General features: G+C 72.3%; 26 protein-coding genes. 12 read left to right on the forward strand and 14 right to left on the reverse strand.

Translation table 11 applies throughout. From position 1 onward, the window contains the following. Together J5Y04_RS39405 and J5Y04_RS39410 are read right to left on the reverse strand one after the other, a co-directional pair. Nucleotides 1-146: acyl-CoA dehydrogenase family protein (locus tag J5Y04_RS39405; RefSeq protein ID WP_209417380.1), on the reverse strand; the 146-nt coding region annotated here is incomplete at its 3' end. Between the two features lie 83 nt (nucleotides 147-229). Further along, a complete protein-coding gene (locus J5Y04_RS39410; protein WP_209417351.1) occupies nucleotides 230-457 on the reverse strand; it encodes a hypothetical protein in 228 nt (75 codons plus the stop codon). A 227-nt stretch (nucleotides 458-684) separates the two neighbouring features. Here J5Y04_RS39410 and J5Y04_RS39415 point away from each other — a divergent pair, with 227 nt between their 5' ends. After that, nucleotides 685-2,022 (forward strand): UDP-glucose/GDP-mannose dehydrogenase family protein, encoded by a 1,338-nt coding sequence (locus J5Y04_RS39415; RefSeq protein ID WP_209417352.1) that lies wholly within the window; start codon nucleotides 685-687, stop codon nucleotides 2,020-2,022. Between the two features lie 50 nt (nucleotides 2,023-2,072). Continuing rightward, nucleotides 2,073-2,486 (forward strand): CoA-binding protein, encoded by a 414-nt coding sequence (locus J5Y04_RS39420; protein WP_209417353.1) that lies wholly within the window; start codon nucleotides 2,073-2,075, stop codon nucleotides 2,484-2,486. 118 nt (nucleotides 2,487-2,604) lie between these two features. Here the strand turns inward: J5Y04_RS39420 and J5Y04_RS39425 are convergent, their stop codons facing one another. From J5Y04_RS39425 to J5Y04_RS39435, 3 genes are read right to left on the reverse strand one after another with little or no spacing between them, the layout of a single operon-like run. After that, nucleotides 2,605-3,831: a dipeptidase gene (locus J5Y04_RS39425; protein ID WP_209417354.1), complete on the reverse strand. Its 1,227-nt coding sequence runs from the start codon at nucleotides 3,829-3,831 to the stop codon at nucleotides 2,605-2,607. A gap of 23 nt (nucleotides 3,832-3,854) precedes the next feature. Beyond that, nucleotides 3,855-4,379: a 5-(carboxyamino)imidazole ribonucleotide mutase gene (gene purE, locus J5Y04_RS39430; protein ID WP_148644537.1), complete on the reverse strand. Its 525-nt coding sequence runs from the start codon at nucleotides 4,377-4,379 to the stop codon at nucleotides 3,855-3,857. Further along, complete coding sequence (locus J5Y04_RS39435; protein WP_245206387.1) at nucleotides 4,376-5,494, reverse strand: 5-(carboxyamino)imidazole ribonucleotide synthase; 1,119 nt, start codon at nucleotides 5,492-5,494, stop codon at nucleotides 4,376-4,378. The genes purE and J5Y04_RS39435 overlap by 4 nt, the downstream gene beginning before the upstream one ends. 269 nt (nucleotides 5,495-5,763) lie before the next feature. On the opposite strand from J5Y04_RS39435, the gene J5Y04_RS39440 reads away from it, so the two are divergent. The 3 genes from J5Y04_RS39440 to J5Y04_RS39450 all read left to right on the forward strand — a co-directional run bounded on the left by J5Y04_RS39440 (nucleotide 5,764) and on the right by J5Y04_RS39450 (nucleotide 7,423). Further along, nucleotides 5,764-6,303, forward strand: coding sequence for a GtrA family protein (locus J5Y04_RS39440; RefSeq protein ID WP_209417356.1), 540 nt, complete (start codon nucleotides 5,764-5,766; stop codon nucleotides 6,301-6,303). Nucleotides 6,304-6,411: 108 nt separating this feature from the next. Further along, nucleotides 6,412-7,107 carry an ester cyclase gene (locus J5Y04_RS39445; RefSeq protein ID WP_209417357.1) on the forward strand — a complete coding sequence of 232 codons (696 nt, stop codon included), beginning with the start codon at nucleotides 6,412-6,414 and terminating at the stop codon, nucleotides 7,105-7,107. A gap of 34 nt (nucleotides 7,108-7,141) precedes the next feature. Further along, a complete protein-coding gene (locus J5Y04_RS39450) occupies nucleotides 7,142-7,423 on the forward strand; it encodes a hypothetical protein (protein WP_209417358.1) in 282 nt (93 codons plus the stop codon). A gap of 69 nt (nucleotides 7,424-7,492) precedes the next feature. Here J5Y04_RS39450 and J5Y04_RS39455 read toward each other — a convergent pair whose 3' ends face one another. Then, nucleotides 7,493-8,740 (reverse strand): ATP-binding protein, encoded by a 1,248-nt coding sequence (locus J5Y04_RS39455; protein ID WP_209417359.1) that lies wholly within the window; start codon nucleotides 8,738-8,740, stop codon nucleotides 7,493-7,495. A gap of 56 nt (nucleotides 8,741-8,796) precedes the next feature. After that, a complete protein-coding gene (locus J5Y04_RS39460) occupies nucleotides 8,797-9,471 on the reverse strand; it encodes a response regulator transcription factor (RefSeq protein WP_030290974.1) in 675 nt (224 codons plus the stop codon). Nucleotides 9,472-9,800: 329 nt separating this feature from the next. Between J5Y04_RS39460 and J5Y04_RS39465 the strand changes: the two genes are divergently transcribed. Both J5Y04_RS39465 and J5Y04_RS39470 read left to right on the forward strand, forming a co-directional pair. Next, nucleotides 9,801-11,309, forward strand: a complete 1,509-nt coding sequence (locus tag J5Y04_RS39465) for a peptide MFS transporter (RefSeq protein ID WP_209417360.1) — start codon at nucleotides 9,801-9,803, stop codon at nucleotides 11,307-11,309. A 168-nt stretch (nucleotides 11,310-11,477) separates the two neighbouring features. Next, entirely contained in the window at nucleotides 11,478-13,562 is a 2,085-nt protein-coding gene (locus J5Y04_RS39470; RefSeq protein ID WP_209417361.1) for a prolyl oligopeptidase family serine peptidase, read from the forward strand. Between the two features lie 43 nt (nucleotides 13,563-13,605). On the opposite strand, the gene hutI is transcribed toward J5Y04_RS39470, so the two are convergent. The 4 genes from hutI to hutU all read right to left on the reverse strand — a co-directional run bounded on the left by hutI (nucleotide 13,606) and on the right by hutU (nucleotide 19,145). Next, a complete protein-coding gene (gene hutI / locus J5Y04_RS39475) occupies nucleotides 13,606-14,775 on the reverse strand; it encodes an imidazolonepropionase (RefSeq protein ID WP_209417381.1) in 1,170 nt (389 codons plus the stop codon). Between the two features lie 118 nt (nucleotides 14,776-14,893). Next, nucleotides 14,894-16,270: a formimidoylglutamate deiminase gene (locus tag J5Y04_RS39480; RefSeq protein ID WP_209417362.1), complete on the reverse strand. Its 1,377-nt coding sequence runs from the start codon at nucleotides 16,268-16,270 to the stop codon at nucleotides 14,894-14,896. Next, on the reverse strand, nucleotides 16,261-17,463 hold the full coding sequence (locus tag J5Y04_RS39485; protein ID WP_209417382.1) for an allantoate amidohydrolase: 1,203 nt from the start codon (nucleotides 17,461-17,463) through the stop codon (nucleotides 16,261-16,263). The genes J5Y04_RS39480 and J5Y04_RS39485 overlap by 10 nt, the downstream gene beginning before the upstream one ends. An 11-nt stretch (nucleotides 17,464-17,474) precedes the next feature. Then, complete coding sequence (gene hutU / locus J5Y04_RS39490; protein ID WP_209417363.1) at nucleotides 17,475-19,145, reverse strand: urocanate hydratase; 1,671 nt, start codon at nucleotides 19,143-19,145, stop codon at nucleotides 17,475-17,477. Nucleotides 19,146-19,674: 529 nt separating this feature from the next. Between hutU and J5Y04_RS39495 the strand changes: the two genes are divergently transcribed. The 3 genes from J5Y04_RS39495 to J5Y04_RS39505 are packed head-to-tail and all read left to right on the forward strand — an operon-like array spanning nucleotide 19,675 to nucleotide 22,655. Further along, on the forward strand, nucleotides 19,675-20,340 hold the full coding sequence (locus J5Y04_RS39495; RefSeq protein ID WP_307853535.1) for a hypothetical protein: 666 nt from the start codon (nucleotides 19,675-19,677) through the stop codon (nucleotides 20,338-20,340). A gap of 9 nt (nucleotides 20,341-20,349) precedes the next feature. Continuing rightward, entirely contained in the window at nucleotides 20,350-22,011 is a 1,662-nt protein-coding gene (locus tag J5Y04_RS39500; RefSeq protein WP_209417364.1) for an N-6 DNA methylase, read from the forward strand. Further along, complete coding sequence (locus J5Y04_RS39505) at nucleotides 22,008-22,655, forward strand: restriction endonuclease subunit S (RefSeq protein WP_209417365.1); 648 nt, start codon at nucleotides 22,008-22,010, stop codon at nucleotides 22,653-22,655. The genes J5Y04_RS39500 and J5Y04_RS39505 overlap by 4 nt, the downstream gene beginning before the upstream one ends. Before the next feature lie 12 nt (nucleotides 22,656-22,667). On the opposite strand, the gene J5Y04_RS39510 is transcribed toward J5Y04_RS39505, so the two are convergent. Next, complete coding sequence (locus J5Y04_RS39510; RefSeq protein ID WP_209417366.1) at nucleotides 22,668-22,988, reverse strand: hypothetical protein; 321 nt, start codon at nucleotides 22,986-22,988, stop codon at nucleotides 22,668-22,670. Between the two features lie 117 nt (nucleotides 22,989-23,105). Between J5Y04_RS39510 and J5Y04_RS39515 the strand changes: the two genes are divergently transcribed. Continuing rightward, a complete protein-coding gene (locus tag J5Y04_RS39515) occupies nucleotides 23,106-23,585 on the forward strand; it encodes an SRPBCC family protein (protein WP_209417367.1) in 480 nt (159 codons plus the stop codon). Nucleotides 23,586-23,651: 66 nt separating this feature from the next. Here the strand turns inward: J5Y04_RS39515 and J5Y04_RS39520 are convergent, their stop codons facing one another. Further along, complete coding sequence (locus J5Y04_RS39520) at nucleotides 23,652-24,521, reverse strand: MurR/RpiR family transcriptional regulator (protein WP_209417368.1); 870 nt, start codon at nucleotides 24,519-24,521, stop codon at nucleotides 23,652-23,654. Nucleotides 24,522-24,743: 222 nt separating this feature from the next. On the opposite strand from J5Y04_RS39520, the gene J5Y04_RS39525 reads away from it, so the two are divergent. Continuing rightward, a complete protein-coding gene (locus tag J5Y04_RS39525; protein WP_209417369.1) occupies nucleotides 24,744-25,166 on the forward strand; it encodes a hypothetical protein in 423 nt (140 codons plus the stop codon). An 89-nt stretch (nucleotides 25,167-25,255) separates the two neighbouring features. On the opposite strand, the gene hutH is transcribed toward J5Y04_RS39525, so the two are convergent. After that, complete coding sequence (gene hutH, locus J5Y04_RS39530; RefSeq protein WP_374106216.1) at nucleotides 25,256-26,839, reverse strand: histidine ammonia-lyase; 1,584 nt, start codon at nucleotides 26,837-26,839, stop codon at nucleotides 25,256-25,258. Nucleotides 26,840-26,894 lie beyond the last annotated feature (55 nt).

The following is a 26,894-nucleotide window of genomic DNA, read 5'->3' on the forward strand; positions in this document are numbered from 1 at the left end:
TGCGGGAACCGACCCTGCTCGTCCACCTCCGCCGCGAACGGAGCGATCTTCGCCTCGGCCAGCGAACGCACCGCCTCACGGAGCATCTCGTGCTCCTCGGAGATCCGGAAGAGATCGAAGTCCGCCGCTCCTGCGCTGCCCGCCATGATTCCCGCCTCGTTCGTGTGATGAAGGAGTGAAGTCAGTTAGCTACCGTTAAGTAGATCCTAGGGCTCCGACCTGCGGCTGCCTAGGTTCGGTCGACGTCCGCGCCGAGGGTGTCGCCCGTCCGGTGCTCCTCGAAGTACTGCGGCATCCGGTCGTTGCGCATCGCCTCCCAGAGCTGCGCGGCCGGGCACCCGGCCATCAGGACGGCGCTCCGGCCGTCCCGGGTGTCGAAGCCGCCGAACGCAAGGCTGAGCCCGGCCGCCTCCCGGGCGCCCTCGGGTTCGTCCGTGCTCTCCGGGTTCGAATCCATGCGCGCATTGTGCCGCCGGTCACACCTCACGCGCCGGGGTTCGGCCGAGATCGCCCCCCCGCCCGGCACCGCGCTCCGCGTCCTGCCCGGAAACCACGCTCCCCACGGCCGAAAACCCGGTGGTGCCGGGACCGCCTGGGCGGCACCCGTACGGGCGGATAGCATCGGTGCTCGCACGTCATGTCCGCACGCACCCGCCCAGGTCGAGATTCCGCAAAGGGGAACCCGTGGCCCTCCGCATCTCCGTGATCGGCACCGGTTATCTCGGCGCCACCCACGCCGCCGCCATGGCGGAGTTCGGCTTCGAGGTGCTGGGGCTGGACGTCGACCCGGAGAAGATCGCCACGCTGAGCGCCGGCCGGGTCCCGATGTACGAGCCGGGGCTGTCCGAGCTGCTGCTCAAGCACGTGGTGGGCCACGAGGGTTCGACCGGCCGGCTGCGCTTCACCACCTCCGCCCAGGAGGCCGCGGAGTTCGGCGACGTGCACTTCGTCTGCGTCAACACCCCGCAGCGCAAGGGCGAGTTCGCCGCCGACATGTCGTACGTGGACGCCGCGATCGACGCCCTCGCCCCGCACCTGACCCGTCCGGTGCTGGTGGTCGGCAAGTCCACCGTCCCGGTCGGCTCGGCGAGCCGGCTGGCCGAGCGGCTGGCCGCGCTGGCCCCGGTCGGGGAGGGCGCCGAGCTCGCCTGGAACCCGGAGTTCCTGCGCGAGGGCTTCGCCGTCCAGGACACCCTGCGACCGGACCGGATCGTGGTCGGCACGCGCGGCGGGCGCGCCGAGCAGCTCCTGCGCGAGGTGTACGCGGACCCGATCGCGGCCGGGGTGCCGTTCGTGGTCACCGACTACGCCACCGCCGAGCTGGTCAAGGCCGCCGCCAACTCCTTCCTGGCCACCAAGATCTCGTTCATCAACGCGATGGCGGAGGTCTGCGAGGCCGCCGGCGCCGACGTGACGCTGCTCTCCACCGCGCTCGGCCACGACGAGCGGATCGGCCGCAAGTTCCTCAACGCCGGCCTCGGCTTCGGCGGCGGCTGCCTGCCCAAGGACATCCGCGCGTTCATGGCCCGGGCCGGTGAGCTGGGCGCCGACCAGGCGCTGACCTTCCTGCGCGAGGTCGACTCGATCAACATGCGCCGCCGCTCCCGAATGGTCGAGCTGGCCCGCGAGCAGTGCGACGGCGGCTTCCTCGGCCGCCGGGTCGCCGTCCTCGGCGCCGCCTTCAAGCCGAACTCGGACGACATCCGGGACTCGCCCGCGCTCAACGTGGCCGCCCAGATCCAGCTCCAGGGCGCCCAGGTCACGGTGTACGACCCGAAGGCGATGGACAACGCCCGCAAGATGTTCCCCGGCCTGGCCTACGCGGACTCGCCGCTGGAGGCCGCCGAGGGCGCGCACGTGGTGCTGCACCTCACCGAGTGGCAGGAGTTCCGCGCCCTCGCCCCGGAGGAGCTGGGCGCGGTGGTCGCCGAGCGCCGCCTGCTGGACGGCCGCAACGCCCTGGACGCCGACGCCTGGCGCGCGGCCGGCTGGACGTACCGGGCGCTCGGCCGCCCGAGCTAGCGGCCCCGGCCCCGGGGAATCCGGGGCGCCGGCGCTCAGTTGTCACCGGCATGACGAGCTACGGCGACGACGCGACGGTCCGCGACATCCTCACCGCCCGGGGCGACACCTGGGCGGTGGTCGGCCTCTCCACCAACACCGCCCGCGCGGCCCACGGTGTCGCCCGCGTCCTCCAGCGCTACGGCAAGCGCATCGTGCCCGTCCATCCCAAGGCAGAGACGGTCCTCGGCGAGCGGGGGTACTCCTCGCTCGCCGAGATCCCGTTCGAGGTCGACGTCGTGGACGTCTTCGTGAACAGCCACCTGGCCGGCGAGGTGGCCGACCAGGCGGTCGCCGCCGGGGCGAAGGCGGTCTGGTTCCAGCTCGGCGTGGTCGACGAGGCCGCCTACGAGCGGACCACGGCCGCCGGGGTCGCGATGGTGATGGACAGGTGCCCGGCCATCGAGATCCCGCTGCTCGGCTGACCCGCTACCGGACGGGAGCCGTGACCGACAGGCGAATTCGCCTGTGCCCAGCAGGGTTTCCGGGGTGTCCTCCACACCGGTCACGCTCCCGTCCGCCCCGGGGGGCAGAGCCAACGGCTCAGCCGTCCAGCCGGCCGATGGTGGCGATGGACGGGCCGCGGGTGGCCTGGAGGTCGCGGGCGACGGCCTCGGCGTCGCGCAGGACGCGCACCGCGTTGTGCCAGGTGAGCTTCCCGAGGTCGGTCTCCGACCAGCCGCGCCGCAGCAGCTCGGCGATCAGGTTGGGGTAGCCGGCCACGTCGTCGAGCCCGGCCGGGAGGAAGGCGGTGCCGTCGAAGTCGCCGCCGATGCCGATGTGGTCGACACCGGCCACCTCGCGCATGTGGTCGAGGTGGTCGGCCACGGTGGCCGGGGTGGCGACCGGGCGCGGGTTGGCCTCCTCGAAGGCGCGCTGGCAGGCCATGCCGGCCGGGGTGGTGTCGAGGTGGTCGAAGCCGTGGGCGCGCATGTTCTCGTCGGCGGCGGCGGTCCACTCGATGGCGGCGGGCAGGATGAACTTGGGCACGAAGGTGGCCATCGCGACGCCGCCGTTGGCGGGCAGCTGCGCGAGCACGTCGTCCGGGATGTTGCGCGGGTGATCGCAGACGGCGCGCGAGGAGGAGTGCGAGAAGAGCACCGGCGCCTCGCTGACCCGCAGCGCGTCGCGCATGGTGTCGGCGGAGACGTGCGAGAGGTCGACCAGCATGCCGAGCCGGTTCATCTCCCGGACGACCTCCTCGCCGAACGGGGTCAGGCCTCCGGCGGCCGGCTTGTCGGTGGCGGAGTCGGCCCACGGGGTGTTGTCGTTGTGGGTGAGCGTCAGGTACCGGACGCCGAGCGCGTGGAGGGCCCGCAGGGTGGCGAGCGAGCAGTCGATGGAGTGGCCGCCCTCCGCGCCCATCAGGGAGGCGATCCGGCCCTCGGCGCGGGCGGCCTCCATGTCGGCGGCGGTGGCCGCGAGCCGCAGCCGGTCGGGGAAGCGCCCGGCCAGGGCCCGGACGAAGTCGATCTGCTCCAGGGTGGCGCTGACCGCGTGGTCCCCGGCCAGCCGGGAGGGGACGTAGACGGACCAGAACTGCGCGCCGACCCCGCCCGCGGCGAGGCGGGCGAGGTCGGTGTGCAGGCGGTCGCGCTGGTCGGCGGCCAGGTCGACCGCGTCGAGGTCGTAACCGGCCTGCTCGCGCATCGCCCAGGGGAGGTCGTTGTGGCCGTCCACCACGGGGGTGTCGCGGAGGACGGCCCGGGCACGCTCCAGCAGTGCGGCGGAGTCCGACGGGGTGGAGGAGTCCAGCAGCTCAGAGGTCATACGAGCTGTTGTATCCGATGTGACTACTTTCCAAAGCCGAAGGAGGGGGAACCCGCCACCTTGGCCCGCAGCTTCTTCCCCTTCTCGGTGGCCTGGCTGTTCAGCTCGGCCTGGAAGTCGGTCATCCGCTCGGTCAGCTCCGGGTCGAACGCCGCCAGCATCCGCACCGCCAGCAGGCCCGCGTTGCGCGCGCCCGCCACCGAGACGGTGGCCACCGGCACGCCGGCCGGCATCTGGACGATCGACAGGAGGCTGTCCATGCCGTCCAGGTAGCGCAGCGGCACCGGCACGCCGATGACCGGCAGCGGGGTGACCGAAGCCAGCATGCCCGGCAGGTGGGCCGCGCCGCCGGCACCGGCGATGATCGCCTTCAGCCCGCGGGTGTGCGCCTTCTCGCCGTACGCGACCATCTCGCGCGGCATCCGGTGCGCGGAGACGACGTCCACCTCGTAGGGGATCTCGAACTCGTCGAGGGCCTGGGCGGCGGCCTCCATCACGGGCCAGTCGGAGTCCGAGCCCATCACGATGCCGACAAGGGGGGAGGTCATTCGGTGATCGTTCCTCGCAGGTAGGCGGCCGCGTGACGGGCGCGCTCGCGGACGTCGTCGAGGTCGTCCCCGAAGACGTTGACGTGGCCGACCTTGCGGCCGGGCTTCACGTCCTTCCCGTACATGTGGATCCGCAGGCCCGGGTCACGGGCCATGCAGTGCAGGAAGGCGTGGTACATGTCCGGGTAGTCGCCGCCGAGGACGTTGACCATGACGGTCCACCTGGCGCGCGGCCGGGGGTCGCCGAGCGGCAGGTCGAGGACCGCCCGCAGGTGGTTCTCGAACTGCGAGGTGACGGCGCCGTCCTGGGTCCAGTGCCCGGAGTTGTGCGGGCGCATGGCCAGCTCGTTGACCAGGATGCGGCCGTCCCTGGTCTGGAACAGCTCGACCGCGAGGTGGCCGGTGATGTCCAGCTCGCCGGCGATCCGCAGGGCCAGCTGCTGGGCCTCGTCCGACAGCGCGGGGTCGAGGTCCGGGGCCGGGGCGGTGACCTCGGCACAGACGCCGTTCTCCTGGAGGCTCTCCACCACCGGGTAGGCGACGGCCTGGCCGCTGGGCGAGCGGACCACGTTGGCGGCCAGCTCGCGGACGAAGTCGACCTTCTCCTCGGCCAGCACCGCGACGCCGGCCAGGAACGGCGCCTGCGCCTCCTGCTCGTCGTCGACGACCCAGACGCCCTTGCCGTCGTAGCCGCCGCGGACGGTCTTCAGCACGACCGGGTAACCGTCGCCCTCCGCCGCGAAGGCGGTGACGTCGGCCGGGTCGGCGACGATCCGGTGCCGGGGGCAGGGCACGCCGATGGAGTCGAGCTTCGCCCGCATCACGCCCTTGTCCTGGGCGTTGACCAGTGCCTCCGGGCCGGGCCGGACGGCAACGCCGTCGGCCTGCAGCGCCCGCAGGTGCTCGGTCGGCACGTGCTCGTGGTCGAAGGTGATCACGTCGCAGCCGGCCGCGAAGCGGCGAAGCGTGTCGAGATCGCGGTAGTCACCGAGGACGACGTCGGAAACCACCTGTGCGGCGGAGTCCTGGGGCGTGTCGGCGAGGAGTTTGAACCTGACCCCGAGCGGGATGCCCGCCTGGTGTGCCATGCGGGCCAACTGCCCGCCGCCGATCATGCCCACCACTGGAAAATTCGCATTGCCCGGGGAAGTCACCCCGCCAGGATATCCGGGCCGGTGGGAGCCCGTGGAACCGCTCCGCCGCCGGAGGGCGTCCCGGAGAGCACGGGGCCCGCGGGGCTGAGCCGAACGGCGGAAGCGGGTAGCCTGGACCGCTAGGTCCTGGTACGCGTGGTCCGATCATGTGCGTGCACGCAGGGCTCAAGGGCCGGCCGAGCACCCCCGCTCCGGGTCCCTCGTCCGCAGGTACATGGAGGCAGCCCGGTATGGCGACGACCGAAGCGTCGAACCCCTCGCTGGTGCAGAAACTGCGCGGCTTGTCGGGCGAGGTGGTGAAGTTCGGCTTCGTCGGCCTCAGCGGCGTGGTGGTCAACTTCGCCGTCTTCTGGATCTGCATCAACGGCCTGCACCTGGCGTCCCTGCGCTCCAACATCGCCGCGACGCTGGTCGCCATCGCCACCAACTACCTCGGCTACCGCTACTGGCTGTACCGGGACCGCGACGCCGCCTCCCGCAAGCGCGAGATCACGCTCTTCCTGCTGTTCAGCGGTGCCGGGATGCTCATCGAGACCGGCGTGCTGGGCTTCTCCGTCTACGTGCTGGGCCTCGACTCGCACTTCGAGCAGCTGGCCGCCAAGGTGGCAGGTCTCGCGGTGGCCACGGTGTTCCGCTTCATCTCGTACCGGACCTGGGTGTTCACAGCCATCCCCGAGCCGGCCACCGCCCCGGAGCCCGGCAGCGGGCTGGCGGCGCAGGCCGAACTCATGCTGGCCGCCGAGGAGATCCGGTACGCCAAGGCCGAGTAGGGCCCGTCTCCGGTTGCCCGGCCCGTCCCGGCAAGAGGACAGTGGTTACCGGGGGCGAGCGCGGCTTGCGGACGATCGAGGCCACGGGGGGTACCCAGGAGGTTCGCCATGGCGTTCGTCCAGATCATCGACTGCAAGACCGACAGGTTGGACGACCTCAACCGGCTCATGGACAGCTGGGCCGAGCAGACCAGGGGCAGGCGGACCGCCGGCCACGCGGTGGTCGCCACGGACCGCTCCGACACCAAGCACGTCGTGGAGATCGTGGAGTTCGCCTCGTACGAGGAGGCCATGAAGAACTCCCACCTGCCCGAGACCGACCGGATCTTCCGGGAGATGGTCGCGCTCTGCGAAGAGCCGCCGACCTTCACCGACCTGGACGTGGTCCGCGACACGCAGTTCAACAAGGCCGCCGCGACCCGGCTGCTGGAGGAGATCTCCAGGGGCAACCTCGGCGTGATCGACGAGCTCATGACCTCCGACTACTGCGACCACGACTACGGCAGCGAGGGTGACGCGGTCGGCCCGGCCGCGTTCAAGGAGCGCTGCAGCGGCTACGTCGGAGCCTTCGACTTCACCTTCGCGATCGAGAGCCAGATCGCCGACGGCGACGAGGTCGCCACCCGGTGGACCTGGCACGCCACGCAGAAGGCCGACTACATGGGAGTGCCGTCCACCGGCAAGTCGGTGGTCGGGCGCGGGACGACGACCTTCCGCTTCCGCGACGGCATGATCTGCGAGGGCTGGTGGCAGTGGGACGTGATGAGTCTTATGCGCCAGCTCGGCGTACTACCTGGTGGGTAGGACTTACCCGAAACACCTTCACCAGGAGGGCACGATGCTTCGCTCCGTAGCCGCAGGCATCCTCTCCGCTCTGCTCTGCCTCGGCGGCGCCGCCACCGCCGTGGCCGCGGCCAACCCCGGCGGCACCGGTCAGCCGAGCCAGTCCTGCCAGGACATCGAGGCGGCCGGCGGGACCACTCCCGGCCACGCCGCCGGCTCACCCGGCTCGCCGTTCAACGAACCCGGCATCAACAGCGCCAACGGCGGCACCGGAGGCCAGCACTACAGCGAGACCTCCCAGTACGACGTGGCCTGCTTCCGGGTCAGCCACCGCTGAGAGGAGCTGATTTCCGCACCTGCCGCCCCAGGCCGCGCCGGTCGATCCCTGCGGCTCCGCCCCGGACTGCTAGTCGTCCCTGCGGCTCCGCCCCAGGAAGAGCGCGAACACCGCCGGCTTCAGCGACAGCAGTTCGAGCCGGCCGCCGTCCGCCTCCGCGAGGTCGCGGGCGACGGCCAGGCCGATGCCGGTCGAGTTGCGCCCGCTGACCGCGCGCTCGAAGACCCGGTTGCCCAGCTCCGGCGGCACCCCGGCGCCCTCGTCCTGCACCTCGACCACCACGGACGTCCCGGACGGCCGCACCCGCAGCGTGATCGTCCCGGCGCCGTGCATCAGCGAGTTCTCGATCAGGGTGGCGAGCACCTGTGCCACCGTCCCCGGGGTGCCGACCGCGGTGACCCCGCGCAGGCCCTCCAGCTGGAGCACCCGGCCGGTGCCGCGCAGCGACGGGCCCCACTCCTCCACCTGCTGCTTGACCACGTCGTCCAGGTCGAAGGCGACGGCGGTGGGGCTGCGCGGGTCGCGCTGGGTGGTGAGCAGCCGCTGGACGACGTCGGTGAGCCGCTCGACCTGCTGGAGGGCGATGGTCGCCTCCTCCTTGACGGTCTCCGGTTCCTCGGCGAGCGCAGTGATCTCCTCCAGCCGCATGGAGAGCGCGGTGAGCGGGGTGCGCAGCTGGTGCGAGGCGTCGGCGGCGAGCCGGCGTTCGGCGGTGAGCATCCGGGCGATCCGCTCGGCGCTGACGTCCAGCACCTCGGCGACCCGGTCGAGCTCGGGCACCCCGTAGCGGCGGTCGCGCGGGCGGGGGTCGCCGGAGCCGAGCCGTTCGGCGGTCTCGGCGAGGTCGGTGAGCGGGCGGGCGAGCCGCTTGGCCTGCCAGACGGCGAGGGCGACGGCGGCCTGGACGGCGAGCAGGGCGACCACGCCGAGCAGCAGCAGCATGTTGGCGATCTCGTGGTCGACCGCCTCCCGGGACTGCTCGACGGTGACTGTCTCACCGCTGGCGCCCTGCTCGACGGCCTTCAGCAGGTGGTTCCCGGCCGGCCGCTCGCCGCTGGAGACGGGGGTCTGGCCGGGGATGTCCACCTCGACGTACTGGCCGTCGGTGACCTGGTTGACGAACTTGTCACCGGTGACCGGCTCGCCCGCGGCGAGCCGGTTCTCCACCAGGGCCAGGACCCGGACGGCGGCGGCGTCCACCCGGTCCTGGGCCGAGTTGACGATGGTGCGCTTCTCGACCAGGGCGAGCGGTACGCAGAACACCACGACCACCACCAGGACGACGCCCAGCAGCGAGTTGATCATCCGGCGTTTCACGCTGCCGCTCCCCGTGGTGTTGCGAACCCCCTGCGGGGGATGGATCCGTGTCGCGGCTAATTCTTCTCGAAGCGGAAGCCGACCCCGCGCACGGTGGCGATGTAGCGGGGGTTGGCCGCGTCGTCGCCGAGCTTCTTGCGCAGCCAGGAGATGTGCATGTCCAGCGTCTTGGTCGAGGTCCACCAGGTGGTGTCCCAGACCTGGCGCATGATCTCCTCGCGGGTGACCACCCGGCCGGCGTCCCGGACCAGCACCCGCAGCAGCTCGAACTCCTTGGCGGAGAGGGTCAGCTCCTCCTCGCCGAGCCAGGCGCGGTGCGACTCGATGTCGATCTTCACCCCGTGCGCGCCGGTGGTGAGCTGGTCGACGTTGCCGCGCCGGAGCAGGGCGCGGACCCGGGCCAGCAGCTCGGCGAGCCGGAAGGGCTTGGTGACGTAGTCGTCGGCTCCGGCGTCCAGGCCGACCACGGTGTCCACCTCGTCGGCGCGGGCGGTGAGCACCAGGACGGGGCAGCTCTTGCCGTCGGCACGCAGGCGGCGGCAGACCTCCAGGCCGTCCATCTCCGGCAGGCCGAGGTCGAGGACGACGAGGTCGACCTCCTCGGTGAGTCCGGCGGCCAGTGCGGTCGGACCGTCCTCGCGGACGAGCACCTCATAGCCCTCGCGTCGCAGGGCCCGGGCGAGCGGTTCGGAGATCGCCGGATCGTCCTCGGCGAGCAGCACACAGGTCATGTGGTGATGGTAGTCCGCCGGGGTAACCCCTTTGGCGCTGTGAGCTAGTTCACAGAGCGTGATCGTTATACGGACGGCGATCACCGCTCAACGACCATGTCCCGACCGCCTGTTCGGCGAAGATTCTGCGCTTCGATCTTGCAACCGAAGGATTTAAGTCGCCTCTACCATTGATTAGCCAGGCGGATCTGTCGCGGGCTTTGCCATCGCCATACCTAATTGGTGTCTTTTGTCAGCTGATGACGCCAAATATCGCCACGTAGAGTGGTTCCGTCCACGTCCGCCGCCACCCCCCTTGGCGGACGCTGTCAGGCAAGGAACCCCTACACATGGCGTCTACGACCCTGGACGCCGGCCTCCGGCCGGCCTCTCCCAGCGGCAAGACCTTCCTCGGGCACCCCCGTGGACTCGCCACTCTCTTCATGAGCGAGATGTGGGAGCGCTTCAGCTACTACGGCATGCGCGCCCTGCTGGTGCTCTACATGACGGCCTCCGTCGCTGAGGGCGGCCTCGGCATGAAGGCGGCCGTCGCCGCCGCCGTCTACAGCGTGTACACGGCCATGGTCTACCTGCTCGCCCTGCCGGGCGGCTGGATCGCGGACCGCTTCCTCGGCGCCCGCAAGACCGTGGCGGTCGGCGGCTCGATCATCATGATCGGCCACTTCCTGCTGGCGATCCCGGCCGGCGTGTCGTTCTTCGTCGGCCTCGCGTTCATCGCGATCGGCTCCGGCCTGCTCAAGGCGAACATCTCGACGATGGTCGGCCACCTCTACGACGGTCCGAACGACCCGCGTCGCGACGGTGGCTTCACGATCTTCTACATGGGCATCAACCTCGGTGCCTTCGCCGCCCCGCTGGTCATCGGCACCGTCGGCCAGAGCGTCAACTGGCACCTCGGGTTCGCCCTCGCCGGCGTCGGCATGGCGCTCGGCCTGGGCCAGTTCCTGCTCGGCACCCGTCACCTGAGCGCCAAGAGCGACGTGGTGACCTCGCCGATCTCGGCGGCCGAGAAGAGCGCGATCTTCAAGAAGGCCGGCCTCTGGCTCGCCGTGGCCACGGTGTTCTACGCCGTCGTCGCGCTGACCGGTCACTTCACCATCAACTGGGCGATCTGGCCGCTGTCGATCGCGGGCATCGCGATCCCGGTGTTCGTCTTCGCCAAGGTGAAGCGCGACAAGGACCTCGACGAGACCGAGCAGTCCCGGATGAGCGGCTACATCTGGTTCTTCGTCGCCGCCGCCGTGTTCTGGATGATCTACGACCAGTCCGGCTCGACCCTGAGCATCTTCGCGGACGAGAACACCGCGTCCACGCTGTTCGGGTTCAACTTCCCGTCGACCTGGTTCCAGTCGCTGAACCCGCTGTACATCATGGCGCTGGCCCCGGTCTTCGCCTGGCTCTGGGTGGCCCTGTCCCGCAAGGGCAAGAACCCCAGCACCACCATGAAGTTCGCCTTCGGTCTGCTGATGATCGGCGCGTCCTTCCTGGTCATGATGATGGCGATGGCCGCCGCCGCGGGCGGCACCAAGGTCACCCCGCTCTGGCTGGCCCTGGTCTACCTGGTCCAGACCGTCGGTGAGCTGACCCTCTCCCCGGTCGGCCTCTCCGTCACCACCAAGCTGGCCCCGGCGAAGTACGCCAGCCAGATGATGGGTGTCTGGTTCCTCGCCGTCACCGCCGGTGACTGCGTCGCGGCGATCTTCCAGCTGGTCCTGGGCGACAAGGTCGTCGGATCCACCGGGTACTTCGCGGTCCAGGGCGCCATGGCCATCGTGGCCGGCATCGGGCTGGCGCTGTACCGCAAGAAGGTCGTGAAGCTGATGGGCGACGTGCACTGACGCCCAGCCGACCTGGCACTGCCTCCGGGGCCGGTGCGGATTCCTGAGATCCGCACCGGCCCCGGCCGTGTTTCCGGGCGCGCCCGCACGGGGCACCCGCACCGGTCCCGCCCGACCGGAAGCCGTTTTCCCGAGCGCGCCCGGCCCCTTTCTGCCTACGGTGTCCGGATGCCGACCGACACCCTCCCCCGCCAGCTCGCCCGCACCCGCCGCTTCACCCTGGGCGCCCCCGCCCACCCGGCCGTCTCCGCCGACGGCCGCACCGTGCTGTTCCTGCGCAGCCGGGCCGGCGACGACCCGGTCGGCTGCCTCTGGGCGCTGGACACCGCCACTGGCGGGGAGCGGCTGGTCGCCGATCCCGCGGCGCTCGGCGATCCCGGCGGCGAAGTCCCCGAGGCCGAGCGCATCCGCCGCGAACGGGCCCGGGTCCTGGGCACCGGCATCACCTCCTTCAGCACCGACGCCGCCGGCCGGCTCGCCGCCTTCGCCCTCGGCGGCGCACTCTGGCTCGCCGACACCACCGACGGCACCGTCCGGCGCGTCCCCACCGCCACCGCGGTGTACGACCCGCGCCTAGACCCGGCCGGCCGCCGGATCGCCTACGCCGGCGACGGCGCCCTGCGCGTGGTCGGGGCGGACGGCGCCGACGACCGCGCGCTCGCCGAACCCGAGGCCCAGGAGGTCGCGTACGGGGTCGCCGACCACGTCGCCGCCGAGTCGATGTTCCGCACCCGCGGCCACTGGTGGTCCCCGGACGGCACCGGGCTGCTCGCGGCCCGGGTCGACGAACGTCCGCTCAGCCGCCTCCACCTCGCCGACCCGGCCAACCCGCAGCAGCGGCCGCGCGTCATCCGCTACCCGCTGGCCGGCACCGCCAACGCGGACGTCTCGCTCTGGCTGCTCGGCCTCGACGGCGGCCGTACCGAGGTCCGCTGGGACCGGGCGGCGTACGAGTACCTGCCCGCCGCCGGCTGGGACGGCCACGGCCCGTACGCCGCCGTGCAGAGCCGCGACCAGCGCACCGTCCGCACGCTCGCGATCGACCCGGACGGCACCACCCGGCTGCTCGCCGAGCAGCGCGACGAGCACTGGGTCGAGCTCGTCCCCGGCCTGCCGGCCCGCACCGCGGGCGGCGCACCGGTCGGCTCCGCCGACCACGGCGACACCCGGCACCTCACCGTCGACGGCAGGCCCGTCACCCCGGACGGGCTCCAGCTGCGCGCGGTGCTCGGGACGGACGGCGAGCGGGTGCTGTTCACCGCCACCGACGAGCCAACCGAGACCCACCTGTGGTGCTACGACCCCGCCGACGGCCTCCGGCGGCTGAGCGACGGGCCCGGCCTCCACACCGGCGTGCTGCGCGGCGGCACGCTCGTCCTCACCACCCGGCTGCCCGGAGCCCCCGCCGGCCGGACCACCGTCCGGCGCGACGGCCGGCCGGCGCTCCCGGTGACCTCGTACGCGCAGCCGCCCGTCCTCGCCGCACGCCCCGAACCGCTCCGCCTCGGCCCGCGCGAGCTGCGCGCCGCGCTCTTCCTGCCGGCCGGCCACCGCCCCGGGGACGGCCCGCTGCCCGTCCTGCTCGACCCGTACGGCGGGTCCGCGCTGCAGAAGGTCACCACCGGCGGCGCCTGGTGGGACCTCGTCTCGCAGTGGTTCGCCGACCAGGGCTTCGCCGTCCTGGCCGTCGACGGCCGCGGCACCCCGGGGCGCGGCCCCCGCTGGGAGAAGGAGATCTTCGGGGACAAGGCCACCCCGGCCCTGGAGGACCAGGTCGAGGCCCTGCACGCGGCCGCCCGCCTGCGGCCCGGGCTGCTCGACCTCGACCGGGTCGCCATCCGCGGCTGGTCCTACGGCGGCTACCTCGCCGCGCTCGCCGTCCTGCGGCGCCCGGACGTCTTCCACGCCGCCGTCGCCGGGGCGGCCCCCACCGACCAGCGGCTCTACGACACCCACTGGCAGGAGCGCTTCCTCGGCCACCCGGACGAGCACCCCGGGCGCTACGACGCCTGCTCGCTGATCGGTGACGCGCCCGCTCTGCGCCGACCGCTGCTGCTGGTCCACGGCCTCGCCGACGACAACGTGTTCCCCGTGCACGCCCTGAGGCTCTCCGCCGCCCTGCTCGCCGCCGGCCGCCCGCACGAGCTCCTGCCGCTCGGCGGCACCACCCACACCCCCGCCGACGAGGTGGTGGCGGAGAACCTCCACCACCACCAGCTGGAGTTCCTGAAGCGTTCCCTGGGCCTCTCCTGACCGGCGCTCCCCCGCGCCCCGCCCGGGGCGCGGGGGCCGCGGCTCAGACCTCCCGCACGCCCGCCCGCCAGACCGCCGCCGTCAGCGGCACGCCCGGCCGGTAGGCGAGGTGGACGTGCGAGGGCGCGTCCAGCAGCTGGAGGTCGGCCCGGGCGCCCACCGACACCGTCCCGACGTCCGAGCGCCGCAGCGCGTGCGCACCGCCCGCGGTGGCGGCCCAGACCGCCTCGTCCGGCGTCATCCCCATCTCCCGCACCGCGACCGCGATGCAGAACGCCATCGAACTGGTGAAGCTGGAGCCGGGGTTGCAGTCGGTCGAGAGCGCGACCACGGCGCCCGCGTCGAGCAGCCGGCGTGCGTCCGGGTAGGCGGCGCGGGTGGAGAACTCCGCGCCGGGCAGCAGGGTGGCCACCGTCGCCGAACCGGCCAGCGCGGCCACGTCCTCGTCCGTCAGATGGGTGCAGTGGTCGGCGGAGGCCGCCCCCAGCTCGACGGCGAGCTGCACGCCCGGCCCGTAGGAGAGCTGGTTGGCGTGCACCCGGGGGGTGAGCCCGCGCTCGATCCCGGCGGTCAGGACGGCCCGCGCCTGGTCGCCGTCGAAGGCGCCGTTCTCGCAGAACACGTCGACCCAACGGGCGTACGGCGCACAGGCGTCCAGCATGTCGCCGGTGACCAGGTCGACGTAGCCGGCCGGGTCGTCGGCGTACTCCGGGGCGACGACGTGGGCGCCGAGGTAGGTGGTCTCGGGGGTGTAGGAGGCGGCGATCCGCAGCGCCCGGGCCTCGTCCTGGACGGTCAGCCCGTAGCCCGACTTGCACTCGATCGCGGTGGTGCCCTGCCGCAGTGCCTCGCGAACGAACCGGGCCAGGTTGGCGTCGAGTTCGGCGTCGCTCGCGGCCCGGGTGGCGGCCACCGTGGTGCGGATGCCCCCGGCGCTGTACGACTGGCCGGACATCCGGGCGTTGAACTCGGCGGTGCGGTCACCCGCGAAGACCAGGTGGGCGTGCGAGTCGACGAAGCCCGGCAGCAGCGCCCGGCCCGCGGCGTCGAAGCGCTCGTCGGCGGCCGGCGCCTCGGCGGCCGGGCCGACCCAGGCGATCGTGCCGTCGTCGACCACCACGGCCGCGTCGGTGAGCAGGCCGAGCGGCCCGGTACCGTGCGCGGGGTCGTTGGTGACCAGGCTTCCGATGCCGGTGATCAGGGTGCTCGGCATACCGGCGGTCTTCGGGCTGCTCGGGGTGCTCACGTGGGACCTTTCACGAACGAAATGGACCCGGGGGCGGGCGGGATCGGTCCCCGCCCGCCCCCGGAGTTGAGGGAGGTTCGACGGCTCAGCAGCTCAGCGCGGCGATCGCCGAGTGCAGGGCCCCCGGGACGTCCGGCACCAGCTGGTGCACGCCGTCCCTGACCACGTGCCGGCCACCGACGACCACGTGCCGCACGTCGGCGGCCGAGGCGGCGAACACCGCGATCTCGGCGCCGAGCCGGGGCGGCGGCCCCGCGGTGCGCACCGAGTCCAGCGTGATCACGGTGAAGTCGGCCAGCGAGCCGGCCTCGACCCGCCCGGCCTCCGGCCAGCCGAGCGAGGCGTGCCCGTCCTCCGTGCCGGCCCGCAGCAGCGCGTTCGCCGTCCAGTGCCCCCGCGTGCGGGTGCGCAGCCGCTCGTCCAGCTCCAGTGCCCGGGCCTCCTCGAACGGGTCGATGACGGCGTGGCTGTCGCTGCCGAGGGTGACCGGGCAGCCGGCCGAGGCCAGCTGGCGGGCCGGGCCGATGCCGTCCGCGAGGTCCCGCTCGGTGGTGGGGCACATGCAGATGACGGTCGAGGAGTCGGTGAGGAGCTTGACGTCCTCCTCGGTGAGGTGGGTGGCGTGCACGGCGGAGGTGCGCGGCCCCAGGGCGCCGTGGTCGGCGAGCAGCCGGGTCGGGGTGACGCCGTGCGCGTTGAGGCAGGCGTCGTTCTCGGCGGTCTGCTCGGAGAGGTGGACGTGCAACGGGGCCTTGCGCATCGCCGACCAGTGCGCGACGGTACCGAGCTGCTCGGCCGGTACCGCCCGCACCGAGTGGATCGCGGCGCCGATCCGGGCGTGCTCGCGCGGCTTCAGCGCGTCGGCGCGCTCGGCCCAGGCGTCGGCGTCGCCGTCGCTGAACCGCAGCTGCGGCTTGGTCGGCTCGGCGCCGAAGCCGGAGGACAGGTAGCAGGTGTCCAGCAGGGTGATCCGGATGCCGGCCCGGGACGCGGCCTCGATCAGCGCCTCGCCCATCGCGTTCGGATCGTCGTAGCGGACGCCGCCGGGGGCGTGGTGCAGGTAGTGGAACTCCCCGACCGCGGTGATCCCGGCCAGCGCCATCTCGGCGTAGACGGCGGTGGCGAGCTCCAGGTAGCTGTCCGGGTCGAGCGCGGTGGCGAACCGGTACATGGTGTCGCGCCACGTCCAGAAGGTGCCGGAGCCGACCTGGACGTTGCCGCGCAGCGCCCGGTGGAAGGCGTGCGAGTGCGCGTTGGCCTGGCCGGGCAGCAGCAGCCCCTCCAGCCGGACGGCACCGGGCGGGCAGGGCCCGCTGTCCGGCGTCACGCCGGTGATCCGGCCGCCGGCGCCGGTGGCGATCAGCACGTCCTGCTCGACCACCGGCCCGTTGACGTGCGGCAGCCAGGCGTACTGCGCCCAGAAAGTTGTCGTTTGCGCGCCTCCGGCACGGCCTACTGACACGCCAGGTCCTCCAGTACGTCGGCGAGGGCGGCGACGCCGGCCAGGCAGTCGGCCGTCTCGGCGTGTTCGGCCGGGGAGTGCGAGACACCGCTCGGGTTACGTACGAACAGCATGGCGGTCGGGACCGCCGATGCCAGGATTCCGGCGTCGTGTCCTGCGCCGGTGGGCAGCACCGGCACGCCGCCGGGGGTGCCGGTCCGGTTGAGCCGCCGGGCGAGCCGGTCGCGCAGCGGCCCGTCGAAGTCCACCACCGGGGTGTAGGACTCGCGGGTCAGCTGCACACGGACGCCGTCGCGCTCGCCGCGCTCGTACGCGGCGCGCTCGATCTCCTCGACCAGCCCGGTGAGCGTCGCCTCGTCGGCGGCCCGGGAGTCCAGCCAGCCGCGGACCAGCGAGGCGATCGCGTTGGTGCCGTTGGGCTCGACGGCGACCTTGCCGAAGGTGGCCAGGGCGCCCGCCAGCTTCGCCTTCTTCCGCGCGGAGAGCACGGTGTTGGCGTAGGTGAGCATCGGGTCGCGGCGGTCCTCGATCCGGGTGGTGCCGGCGTGGTTGGCCTCGCCGTGGAAGTCGAACCGCCAGCGGCCGTGCGGCCAGATCGCGCTGGCCACGCCGACCGGCTGGTCCTCGGCCAGGTAGCGGCCCTGCTCGACGTGGAGTTCGACGAAGGCGCCGATCCGGGCCAGCCGGTCGTCGTCCGCGCCGATCGCGGCCGGGTCGTAGCCGGCCTTCTCCATCGCGTCGGGCAGCCGGACGCCGTCGGCGTCGCGCAGCTCGTACGCGGCCTCCCTGCCGAGCACGCCGGCGGTGAGACGGGAGCCGATGCAGGCCACGCCGAACCGGGCGCCCTCCTCGTCGCCGAAGTTGACGATCGCCAGCGGCCGGGTGAGCGCGGCGTTCCTGCTGCGCAGTTCGTCGAGCGCGGCGAAGGAGGAGACCACGCCGAGCGGGCCGTCGTAGGCGCCGCCGTCCGGGACGGAGTCCAGGTGGGAGCCGGTGACGACCGCGTCGCCGGCGGCCGGGTCACCGAGCCAGGCCCACTGGTTGCCGTTGCGGTCCAGCTCGTAGGTCAGGCCGCGCTTGCGGGCCTGCTCCTCGAACCAGGCCCGGCACTCGGCGTCCGCGGAGTTCCAGGCGAAGCGGCGGTAGCCGCCGGAGGCGGCGGAGCGGCCCACGGGGAGCAGCTCCGCCCACATCTCTTCGAAGCTCACAGCTCACCCATCGGGATGCGCACGCCACGCTCGGCGGCGACCTCGTCGGCCCGGTCGTAGCCGGCGTCGACGTGCCGGATGACGCCCATGCCCGGGTCGTTGGTGAGCACCCGGCGGATCTTCTCGCCGGCCAGCGGGGTGCCGTCGGCCACCGTGACCTGGCCCGCGTGGATCGAGCGGCCGATGCCGACGCCGCCGCCGTGGTGGATCGAGACCCAGGACGCGCCGGAGGCGACGTTGACCATGGCGTTGAGCAGCGGCCAGTCGGCGATCGCGTCGGAGCCGTCCAGCATCGCCTCGGTCTCCCGGTACGGGGAGGCGACCGAGCCGCAGTCCAGGTGGTCGCGGCCGATCACGATCGGCGCGGACAGCTCGCCGGAGGCGACCATGTCGTTGAAGCGCTCGCCGGCCTTGTCGCGCTCGCCGTAGCCGAGCCAGCAGATGCGCGCCGGAAGGCCCTGGAAGTGCACCTTCTCCTGGGCCATCTTGATCCAGCGGTGCAGCGACTCGTTCTCCGGGAAGAGGTCGAGCACGGCCTTGTCGGTCTTGTGGATGTCCTGGGGGTCGCCGGACAGGGCGGCCCAGCGGAACGGGCCCTTGCCCTCGCAGAACAGCGGGCGGATGTACGCGGGGACGAAGCCGGGGAAGGCGAAGGCGCGGTCGTAACCGGCCAGCTGGGCCTCGCCGCGGATCGAGTTGCCGTAGTCGAACACCTCGGCGCCGCGGTCCTGGAAGCCGACCATCGCCTCGACGTGCCGGGCCATCGACTCACGCGAGCGCTGGGTGAACTCGGCGGGCTTCTCGGCCGCGTACGTCGCCATGTCGTCGAAGGCGACGCCGAGCGGCAGGTAGCTCAGCGGGTCGTGGGCGCTGGTCTGGTCGGTGACGATGTCGATCGGCGCGTCCATCGCGAGCAGCTGCGGGAACAGCTCGGCGGCGTTGCCCAGCAGGCCGATGGAGAGCGGCTGCTTCTTGTCGCGGGCGGCGGTGGCCAGCTCCAGCGCGTGCGAGAGGTTCTTGGCCTCGACGTCCAGGTAGCGGTGCTCGATGCGGCGGGAGATCCGGGACGGGTCGCAGTCGATGCAGATCGCCACGCCGCCGTTCATGGTGACGGCCAGCGGCTGGGCGCCGCCCATCCCGCCGAGGCCGGCGGTGAGGGTGATCGTCCCCTCCAGCGTGCCGTTGAACCGCTTGTTGGCGACGGCCGCGAAGGTCTCGTAGGTGCCCTGGAGGATGCCCTGGGTGCCGATGTAGATCCACGACCCGGCGGTCATCTGCCCGTACATGGTGAGCCCGAGGCTCTCCAGCCGGCGGAACTCCTCCCAGTTGGCCCAGTCGCCGACCAGGTTGGAGTTGGCGATCAGGACCCGCGGCGCCCACTCGTGCGTCTGCATCACGCCGACCGGCCGCCCGGACTGGACCAGCATGGTCTCGTCCTGCTTCAGCCCCTGCAGCGTCTTCACCATGGCGTCGAAGGAACGCCAGTCGCGCGCCGCCTTGCCGGTGCCGCCGTAGACGACCAGCTTCGACGGGTGCTCGGCCACCTCGGGGTCGAGGTTGTTCATCAGCATCCGCAGGGCCGCCTCCTGCTGCCACCCCTGCGTCGTCAGCGCCGTACCCCGCGCCGCACGCACCTCACGCGGCCCGCTTGCCTGCTGCTGCACCATGTCACGGCCTCCCTGCGGATGAATTCATTCAGACTCTACTCGGCTGAATATATCCAATCATTCAGCTTCCGGCCAGACCTCGGAGCCATCCGATCAGCACCCGCACGTTCTGCCCCCGAGCGCTACGCCAAACCCCGGCGAACACCAGCCACTCGGCCCAGCACCGGAAGGGCGACCGGCCACCGTGAAGCGTCGGGCGCGCGGGAGTGCACCGCTCCGGACCCAGTCACCCCCATGAGCCGGCAGCGGGATCAGAGCCAGGCCACGGCCCAATCATGGGGTTAACAGATTCCACCTCAAGACAATGCGCTTGCCGAGCAAGAGGGTGTGCAGTACTGTCAAGGCCGCGAGGAAGGCGCTGCGCGCCGGAGAGTCGTAGCGCTTGAGCGCCGACTCCGGGCATGTTCGCTACGCGAAAACAGCAGTGCCCCGGGCGGCATGCATGCAGAGGCGACCCGGGGCTTACCCGACCGAGATTACCACTCCTGTCCGGGGCTTCAAGGTCCCGCAGTCCACCCAGGGGGGCCTTGTGAACACCGGCGAATGGCCGTTCTGGATGCAACGGAGTCTGTCCGAACCGCGCCTCGGCCCGTACGAGTCCGCCGCCGGCAGCCGGGAAGCGGCCTTACGGCTGTACTGGTGGAACATCGAGGTCTCGGCCGCCTTCTACGGCCCCCTGCACTGCCTGGAGGTCGCACTGCGGAACGCCCTGCACGGCGCCCTGACGCGCAGGCACGGTCGCGCCGACTGGTGGACCGTGGCGCCGCTCGACGCCGACGGTGCCCGGCTGGTGGCCGAGGCCGGTGCCAAGTGCCGGCGCCGGATCAGCCGTCGCCAGGTCACCACGGACGACGTGATCGCCGAGCTTTCCTTCGGGTTCTGGGTGAAGCTGCTTTCCCGGCGGTACGACCGGACGTTCTGGGTCCCCGCCCTGAACCGTGCCTTCGCTCGCGGCGCCGGACGCCGTGACACTCTCCACCGGCAGTTCACGACGATGATGCTGCTGCGCAACCGGATCAGTCACCACGAGCCGATCCACCACCGCCACCTGGAGGCGGACCACGAGACTCTCTGCCGGCTGCTGGCCCACCTCGACGCCGACATGGCGGTTGAGGCACTGCGCCTGGACCGAGTGCCGACCGTGCTGAAGCAGCGCCAGGACACCTGCGCAGGGCTTCGTGCCCCGCAGTTCTGACGGAAGGCGGTGGAACTCGTGACGGACGACTCCGAGCACCTGATCTCCCGTTCGGAGATCGCAAGGCACGCCGGGGTACGTCGTCCCGCCGTCACCAACTGGGAAAGGCGGCACTCCGACTACCCCCGGCCGGTGCGCGTCGGCAACGACGAACTGTTTCACGCCGAGGACGTGGCCAACTGGCTGTCCCGGCGGACGGTTCCCGCCAACGCGCTCGCATCGGACGAGGAAGCCGAGACGACCTACGGGGACCGGTTCCGTCGATCAGCGGGCCTGCTGACAGCGGACGACGTACCGGACAGCGCACTTTCCGGCCGTGTGGCGCAGGCGCTGCTCGGCCGGCCGGCGGAGCCGTGGCAGCGCACCGGACAGTGGCACACCTACTTGGAGCTCCTGCTCTCGCTGGTGTTCGTTCGTGGCTGCGTCCCGGACACGTGGCCGTCCGTCGTCAACGACGTCCTCACCACGCACGGCTTGGGCCGGCGCCTCTCGCGCGCCGTCACGGAGGTCGTCGGATCCGGAACCGAAGGACTGCTCGCGAGGACCGACCGGCCGTTCAGCGATGCTGAGCTGTTGTCACTGGATAGGGCCTGCCGGATCCTCGACGAGGTCGTCGGCACCGTCCAAGCCGGCGACACCTTCGAGCGGCTGCTCCAAGCCGAGACCGAGCGCATCGGCAAACGCGGGGAGCAGCTGGTCACTCCGCCGTCGCTGCGACGACTCATGGTCGAGCTCGCGGCCCAGGGCCACTCGCCGACCAGTGTCTACGACCCGTTCTGCCGCTCGGGCGAGTTGCTCACCGAGTTCGGCAGGCGGCAGCGGGCCGCTGCGCCGTACACGGCTCGCGCCGTCACCCCCAACGAACAGCACCGCCGGATCGCAGCGATGAACCTGAAGCTGCACGGCATCCAGGCGCACACCGCGATCGACATGTCCTTGCCCGGAAATCCACACCGGGTCGAGCGGCATCAGCACGACCTCGTCCTCACGAATCCGCCGTTCAGCATGCGGTCCCCGGTCCTCGCTCCCTTCGCATCGGAGAGCTGGCCCTTCGGTGCGCCTCCCGAACGCAACGCGGACCTGGGATGGATCCAGCACGCCGTGGCGTCGCTCACTCCCGACGGGCGGGCGATCGTCGTCATGGCCAACGGGGCCGCATTCCGCGGCGGCAGGGAGCAGGCGATCCGCGCCGGACTACTGGAAGCCGGCGCCGTCGAAGGGATCATTTCGCTGCCCGCCGGCCTCTTCAGCACCACCGGCATCGGGGTCTGCCTGTGGATACTCCGGAGGCCCGGTGGTGGACCCCCGCCGGACGTCCTGTTCATTGACGCCCGCGAAGCGGGCGAGATGGAGACGCGGACGCTCCGTGTCCTGACCGAGACCGACGTGTCGGGCCTCGCCGAGGAGTACCGGACCTGGCTCAGTGATCCACAGGCATTCACAGGTGGCCGAACATCTCGCTGGTCGAGCCGCCGCGCCACCTTCACGGAGATCAGCGGCGCCGATTTCAGTCTCGACCCGACCAGGTTCCTTCAGCCCGCCGACGAAGTGCCCGACTCGACCGAGATCGCGGGCCAACTCGACCGAATCCGCGATGAACTCACCCGATTGCACCTCCGGGCTGCGGAAGTGGACACCCGGATCAGCCGCCTGTTGAACGGAATGTCATGACGCACCTGTCCGAACGACCGCTCCCGTCCGGATGGACGACCGTGGAACTCGGCGAGCTCTGCGACGTCCAGTCCGGGCCGGGACACCTGACGAGTCCGGCCAGCCGCGGTGCCAGTGGCATTCCACTGCTGCGTCCGATGAACATCGGGTACCGGGGCCAGATCGTCCCCACCGACCTGACCTTCATTCCGCAGGAAGCGGCCGCCAAGATCGCGCCGTACCGCCTGAGCCCGGGCGACATCGTCTGCGCGCGCACGGGTGATCCGGGCCGGTCGGCCCTGATCACCGCGGCTGAGGAAGGCTGGCTCTTCAGCGGCAACCTGCTGCGCCTGCGGCTCCACGATCCCGGCCGACAACGCTATCTGCTCCACTTCCTGGGCAGCCCACTCGCCAGGAAGTGGTTCGAGGCGTCGAGCTCCCGCAGTGTGGGGATCCCGAGCGTCACCGTCGCGACCCTCCTGCGGTTCCCCGTGAACATTCCGCCCCCGGAGGAGGAGGCGGGAATCTCCGCTGTGCTGGAGGGGCTGGCGGAGAAGATCGCCGTCCACGAGGAGATCGCCAGGGTGACGACGGACTTGCGCAACCTCCTGTCCCCGCTCCTGCTGACGGGGGCGATGCCGGCCGGGCGCGAGGAACGCTCCTGAAACGACGACCCCTCACGCCGCCGCGCCGCCGTCCCAGTCGATGCCGATCTCGGCGAGCCAGCGGCGGTCCTCGTCGTCGGGGGTGGCCGGGCGGGGCGGGCGGGGGATCTCCTGGACGGGGCCGAGGCCGTACCTTTCGGCCGCGGCGGCCGCGCCGGCGTCGGGTTCGATGACGCCGACATGGACGGCGCTCTCGTCACCCGGGTCGAGGACGGTCAGTTCGGGTCCGGGCAGACGGCGCAGGGTGACGCGGCGTCCGCAGGCGGGGCAGGACCATTCGTCGGCACCGGAGGCGAGCCGGCCGACGAACTTCATCTCGTGGATCACGCGCATGGCGGCACCCCCTGACAGGGTGATACCCGCTCTGGGCGGATCGGCAACGTGACGGTACGGTCACTGACGCGCGCAGAAGCGCCGACACCGGGCGGGAACGATCGGGGAGGGGCCGCAATGGGCCGCGAGTGGAGCGTCGAGGAGAGCGTCACGGTGGCGGCCGGGCCGGCCGCCGCGTACCGGGCCGTCAGCGAGGTGCGCCGGACGGGCGAGTGGAGCCCGGAGTGCCGCGCGGTCTGGGCCCGCCGGGGGTCACTCCGGGCGGGCGAGCGGTTCGTCGGGTTCAACCGCCGCGGGCTCTTCGTCTGGTTCACCACCTGCCGGGTGACGGTCGCCGATCCGGACCGTGAATTCGCCTTCCGGGTCGACTCGTTCGGGATCCCCATCGCCGAGTGGGGCTACCGCTTCGCGGCGGACGGGAACGGCGGGACGACGGTCACCGAGTACTGGCGGGACCTGCGCACCGGGCGCAGCGCGCCGTTCGCCGAGCTGCTCGGCAAGGTCTTCACCGGGGTCTCCCCGGAGCGGCGGCCCGCGGCCAACCGGGCCGGCATGCGCGCCACCCTGGACCGGCTGCGGAACGCCCTCGCCGGCTGACCGTCCGGCCGCCGCCGGCCGCTCCGGGCCCCTGCTACTCCGGGCCCCTGCTACTCCGGGCCCCTTCTACTCCAGGAAGAGACCGCGCGCCGCCGCCGACTGCTCGATCGCCTCCAACCGGGCCTCCGCACCGGGGAGTTCGTCGCACATGGTCTGCAACAGCACCCGGCCGAGCATCATCGGCGCGCAGGCGGTGTCGAAGACGAGCCCGGTGCCGACGGCGGCCGGCAGCATCAGGTCGGAGAGCTTGGCGACCGGCGCGAACGCGCTGTCGGCGACGGTGAGGACGGTCAGCCCGCACTCCCGGGCCACCGCCAGGGCGTCCATCAGCTCGCGCGGGTAGCGCGGCAGCGCGAAGCAGAGCAGGGCGCTGGCGCCGGCCGCGGCGGCCTGTTCGAGCCGGTCGGCGAGCATGCTGCCGCCCTCGTCGAGGAGCCGGATGTCGGGGTGCACCTTGGCCGCGAAGTAGGCGAAGCCGCGGGCCTGGGCGGAGGCGGCCCGCAGGCCGAGGACGGGCAGCGGGCGGGAGGCGGCGAGGAGGCGGGCGGCGCGGGTGATCGGCTCGGGGTCGGCGAGGAGGTCGGCGAGCAGCCGCAGGTGCTCGATCTCGGCGAGGACGGCCTGCTGGTGCTCGTTGCGGACGGCGTCGGCCGGGGTCTCGGGGGCGGCCGACTCGCCCGCGCCGAGTTCGCGCAGCTGCCTGCGCAGCGCCGGGTAGCCGTCGTAGCCGAGGGCGACCGCGAAGCGGGTGACGGAGGGCTGGCTGACCCCGGCCAGTTCGGCGACCTCGACGCTGGAGAGGAACGGCGCCTCGGTGGCGTGCCGGACCAGCGAGTGCGCGATCCGGCGCTGGGTGGGGGTGAGCCGGTGGCCCTCGAAGAGCTGGAGCAGCCGGGCGGAGGGGCCGACCGTGCCGGTGTCGTCGGTGGCGGTCATCAGCGGTACCTCCGGGTGCGAGCTGTTCGGACGACGACTGTGCAGCAGTGGGCGGCCGCTGGCAAAGACGTCTCGTACGCCGGGACGCCGGATGAGACGTCCCGAGGGGCGGGACGGGCTTTCCCCGGACCCTCGGGGTGACCCTGATTTCCCCCTGAGTCCGCCCGGATTACCGTGCGGACGGATGGACCGCGGAGGCCTCGCGGTCCCAGGCTGATAGCCATGAACACTCGCCAGGACGAACTGCGCCGCGACCTCGACGCCACCCTGCAGGCCCGCAAGGAACTCGGCAAGGAGTACGAGCCCGAGCTGGTCGACTCGTTCCTGACCCGGCTGGAGTCCCGGCTGGACGCCCGCCTCGACGCGCGGGTGGAGCGCCGGGTCGCCGAGCGGCTCGACGACTACGGGCCGGCCGAGCACCTGCGCCGCCGGGGCGGCCGCTCCGGCACGAGGCTGCCGATGGCCTCGCTGGTCCTGGGCATCCCGCTGACCGCCATCGCGACCAACGGCGGGAGCAACGGCTTCACCGGCCTGGTGGGCCTGGTGGTCTGCTGGACCGGGATCGTCGGGGTCAACGTCGCGGCCGCCCTGGGCAACCGGCGGGAGGACCGCCGGCCGAAGCAGCCGCGGAGCGAGTGGGACTGATCCCACCCGCCCCGCGACATCGTGCTTCGTCCGTCGGTCTCCGACCGTCGGGCTCCGGCCGTCGGGCTCCGGCCGTCGGGCTCCGGCCGTCAGGCCAGCGGACCGGTGACCTGCTCGACCGCCTGCACCAGCGCGCCGGAGGCGACCAGCGCGGCGGCGGCCTCCAGGTCCGGCGAGAGGAAGCGGTCGCGGCCGGCACCGCCGACCCCGGCCTCCCGGGCGGCGGCCATCGCCGCGGCGGTGGCGGGGGCCACCGTGCCGCTGGCGTCGGCCTGCTGGCGGATCTCCAGCGCGCGGGCGGCGGCGGTGAGCTCGACGGCGAGGATCCGGCCGAGGTTCTCGACCGCCTGGCGCAGCTTGCGGGCGGCGGACCAGCCCATCGAGACGTGGTCCTCCTGCATCGCCGAGGACGGGATCGAGTCGACCGAGGCCGGCACCGCGAGCCGCTTGTTCTCGCTGACCAGTGCCGCCTGGGTGTACTGGGCGATCATCAGGCCGGAGTCCACGCCCGGGTCGTCGGCCAGGAAGGCCGGCAGGCCGTGCGAGCGGGCCTTGTCCAGCAGCCGGTCGGTGCGGCGCTCGGAGATCGAGCCGAGGTCGGCGGCGGCGATGGCGAGGAAGTCCAGCACGTACGCGACCGGGGCGCCGTGGAAGTTGCCGTTGGACTCGACGCGGCCGTCCGGCAGCACCACCGGGTTGTCGACGGAGGCGGCCAGCTCGCGGGAGGCGACCAGCGCGGCGTGGGCCAGGGTGTCGCGCCCGGCGCCGGCGACCTGCGGGGCGCAGCGGATCGAGTAGGCGTCCTGGACGCGCGGCGCGTCGTCCTGGTGGTGGCCGGTGAGGCCGGAGTCCTTGAGGACGGCCAGCATGTTGGCGGCGGAGAGCGCCTGGCCGGGGTGCGGGCGGATCGGGGCGTGCAGCTCGGGGGCGAGCACCTTGTCGGAGCCGAGCAGCGCCTCCAGGGTCATCGCGGCGGTGATGTCGGCGGTGGTGAACAGGCGCTGGAGGTCGGAGATGGCCATCACCAGCATGCCGAGCATGCCGTCGGTGCCGTTGATGAGGGCCAGGCCCTCCTTCTCCAGCAGCTCGACCGGCTCGATGCCGGCCGCGGCGAGCAGCTCGCCGGCAGGCTTCTCGACGCCGTCGGGGCCGGTGGCCACGCCTTCGCCCATCAGGGCCAGCGCGCAGTGCGACAGCGGCGCGAGGTCGCCGGAGCAGCCGAGCGAGCCGAACTCGCGGACCACCGGGGTGATGCCGGCGTTGAGGATGGCGGCCATGGTCTGGGCGACGAGCGGGCGCACGCCGGTCCGGCCCGAGGCGAGCGTCTTCATCCGCAGGAACATCAGCGCGCGGACCACCTCGCGCTCCACCGCCGGGCCCATGCCGGCGGCGTGCGAGCGCACCAGCGAGCGCTGGAGCTGGGCGCGCAGCTCGGGGCTGATGTGCCGGACGGCGAGTGCGCCGAAGCCGGTGGAGACGCCGTAGACGGGGCGCGGTTCGGCGGCGAGGGCGTCGATCCGGGCCCGCGCGGCCGCCATCTCGGCGAGCGCGTCGGGGCCGATCTCGACCTTGGCGTTGCCACGGGCGACGGCCAGCACGTCCTCGGCGCTGACGTCGGCCTTGCCGACCTGGACGAGCGGCGCGTGGGGGGCCGCAGCACTGTGCATATCCATATACACCATCACATCAGGTGAATGAAGATATGACAACCGCCTGCGCCCATTCGGT

Origin of the sequence: Kitasatospora sp. RG8 (assembly GCF_017813315.1) — a bacterium.
Taxonomy (GTDB): Bacteria; Actinomycetota; Actinomycetes; order Streptomycetales; family Streptomycetaceae; genus Kitasatospora.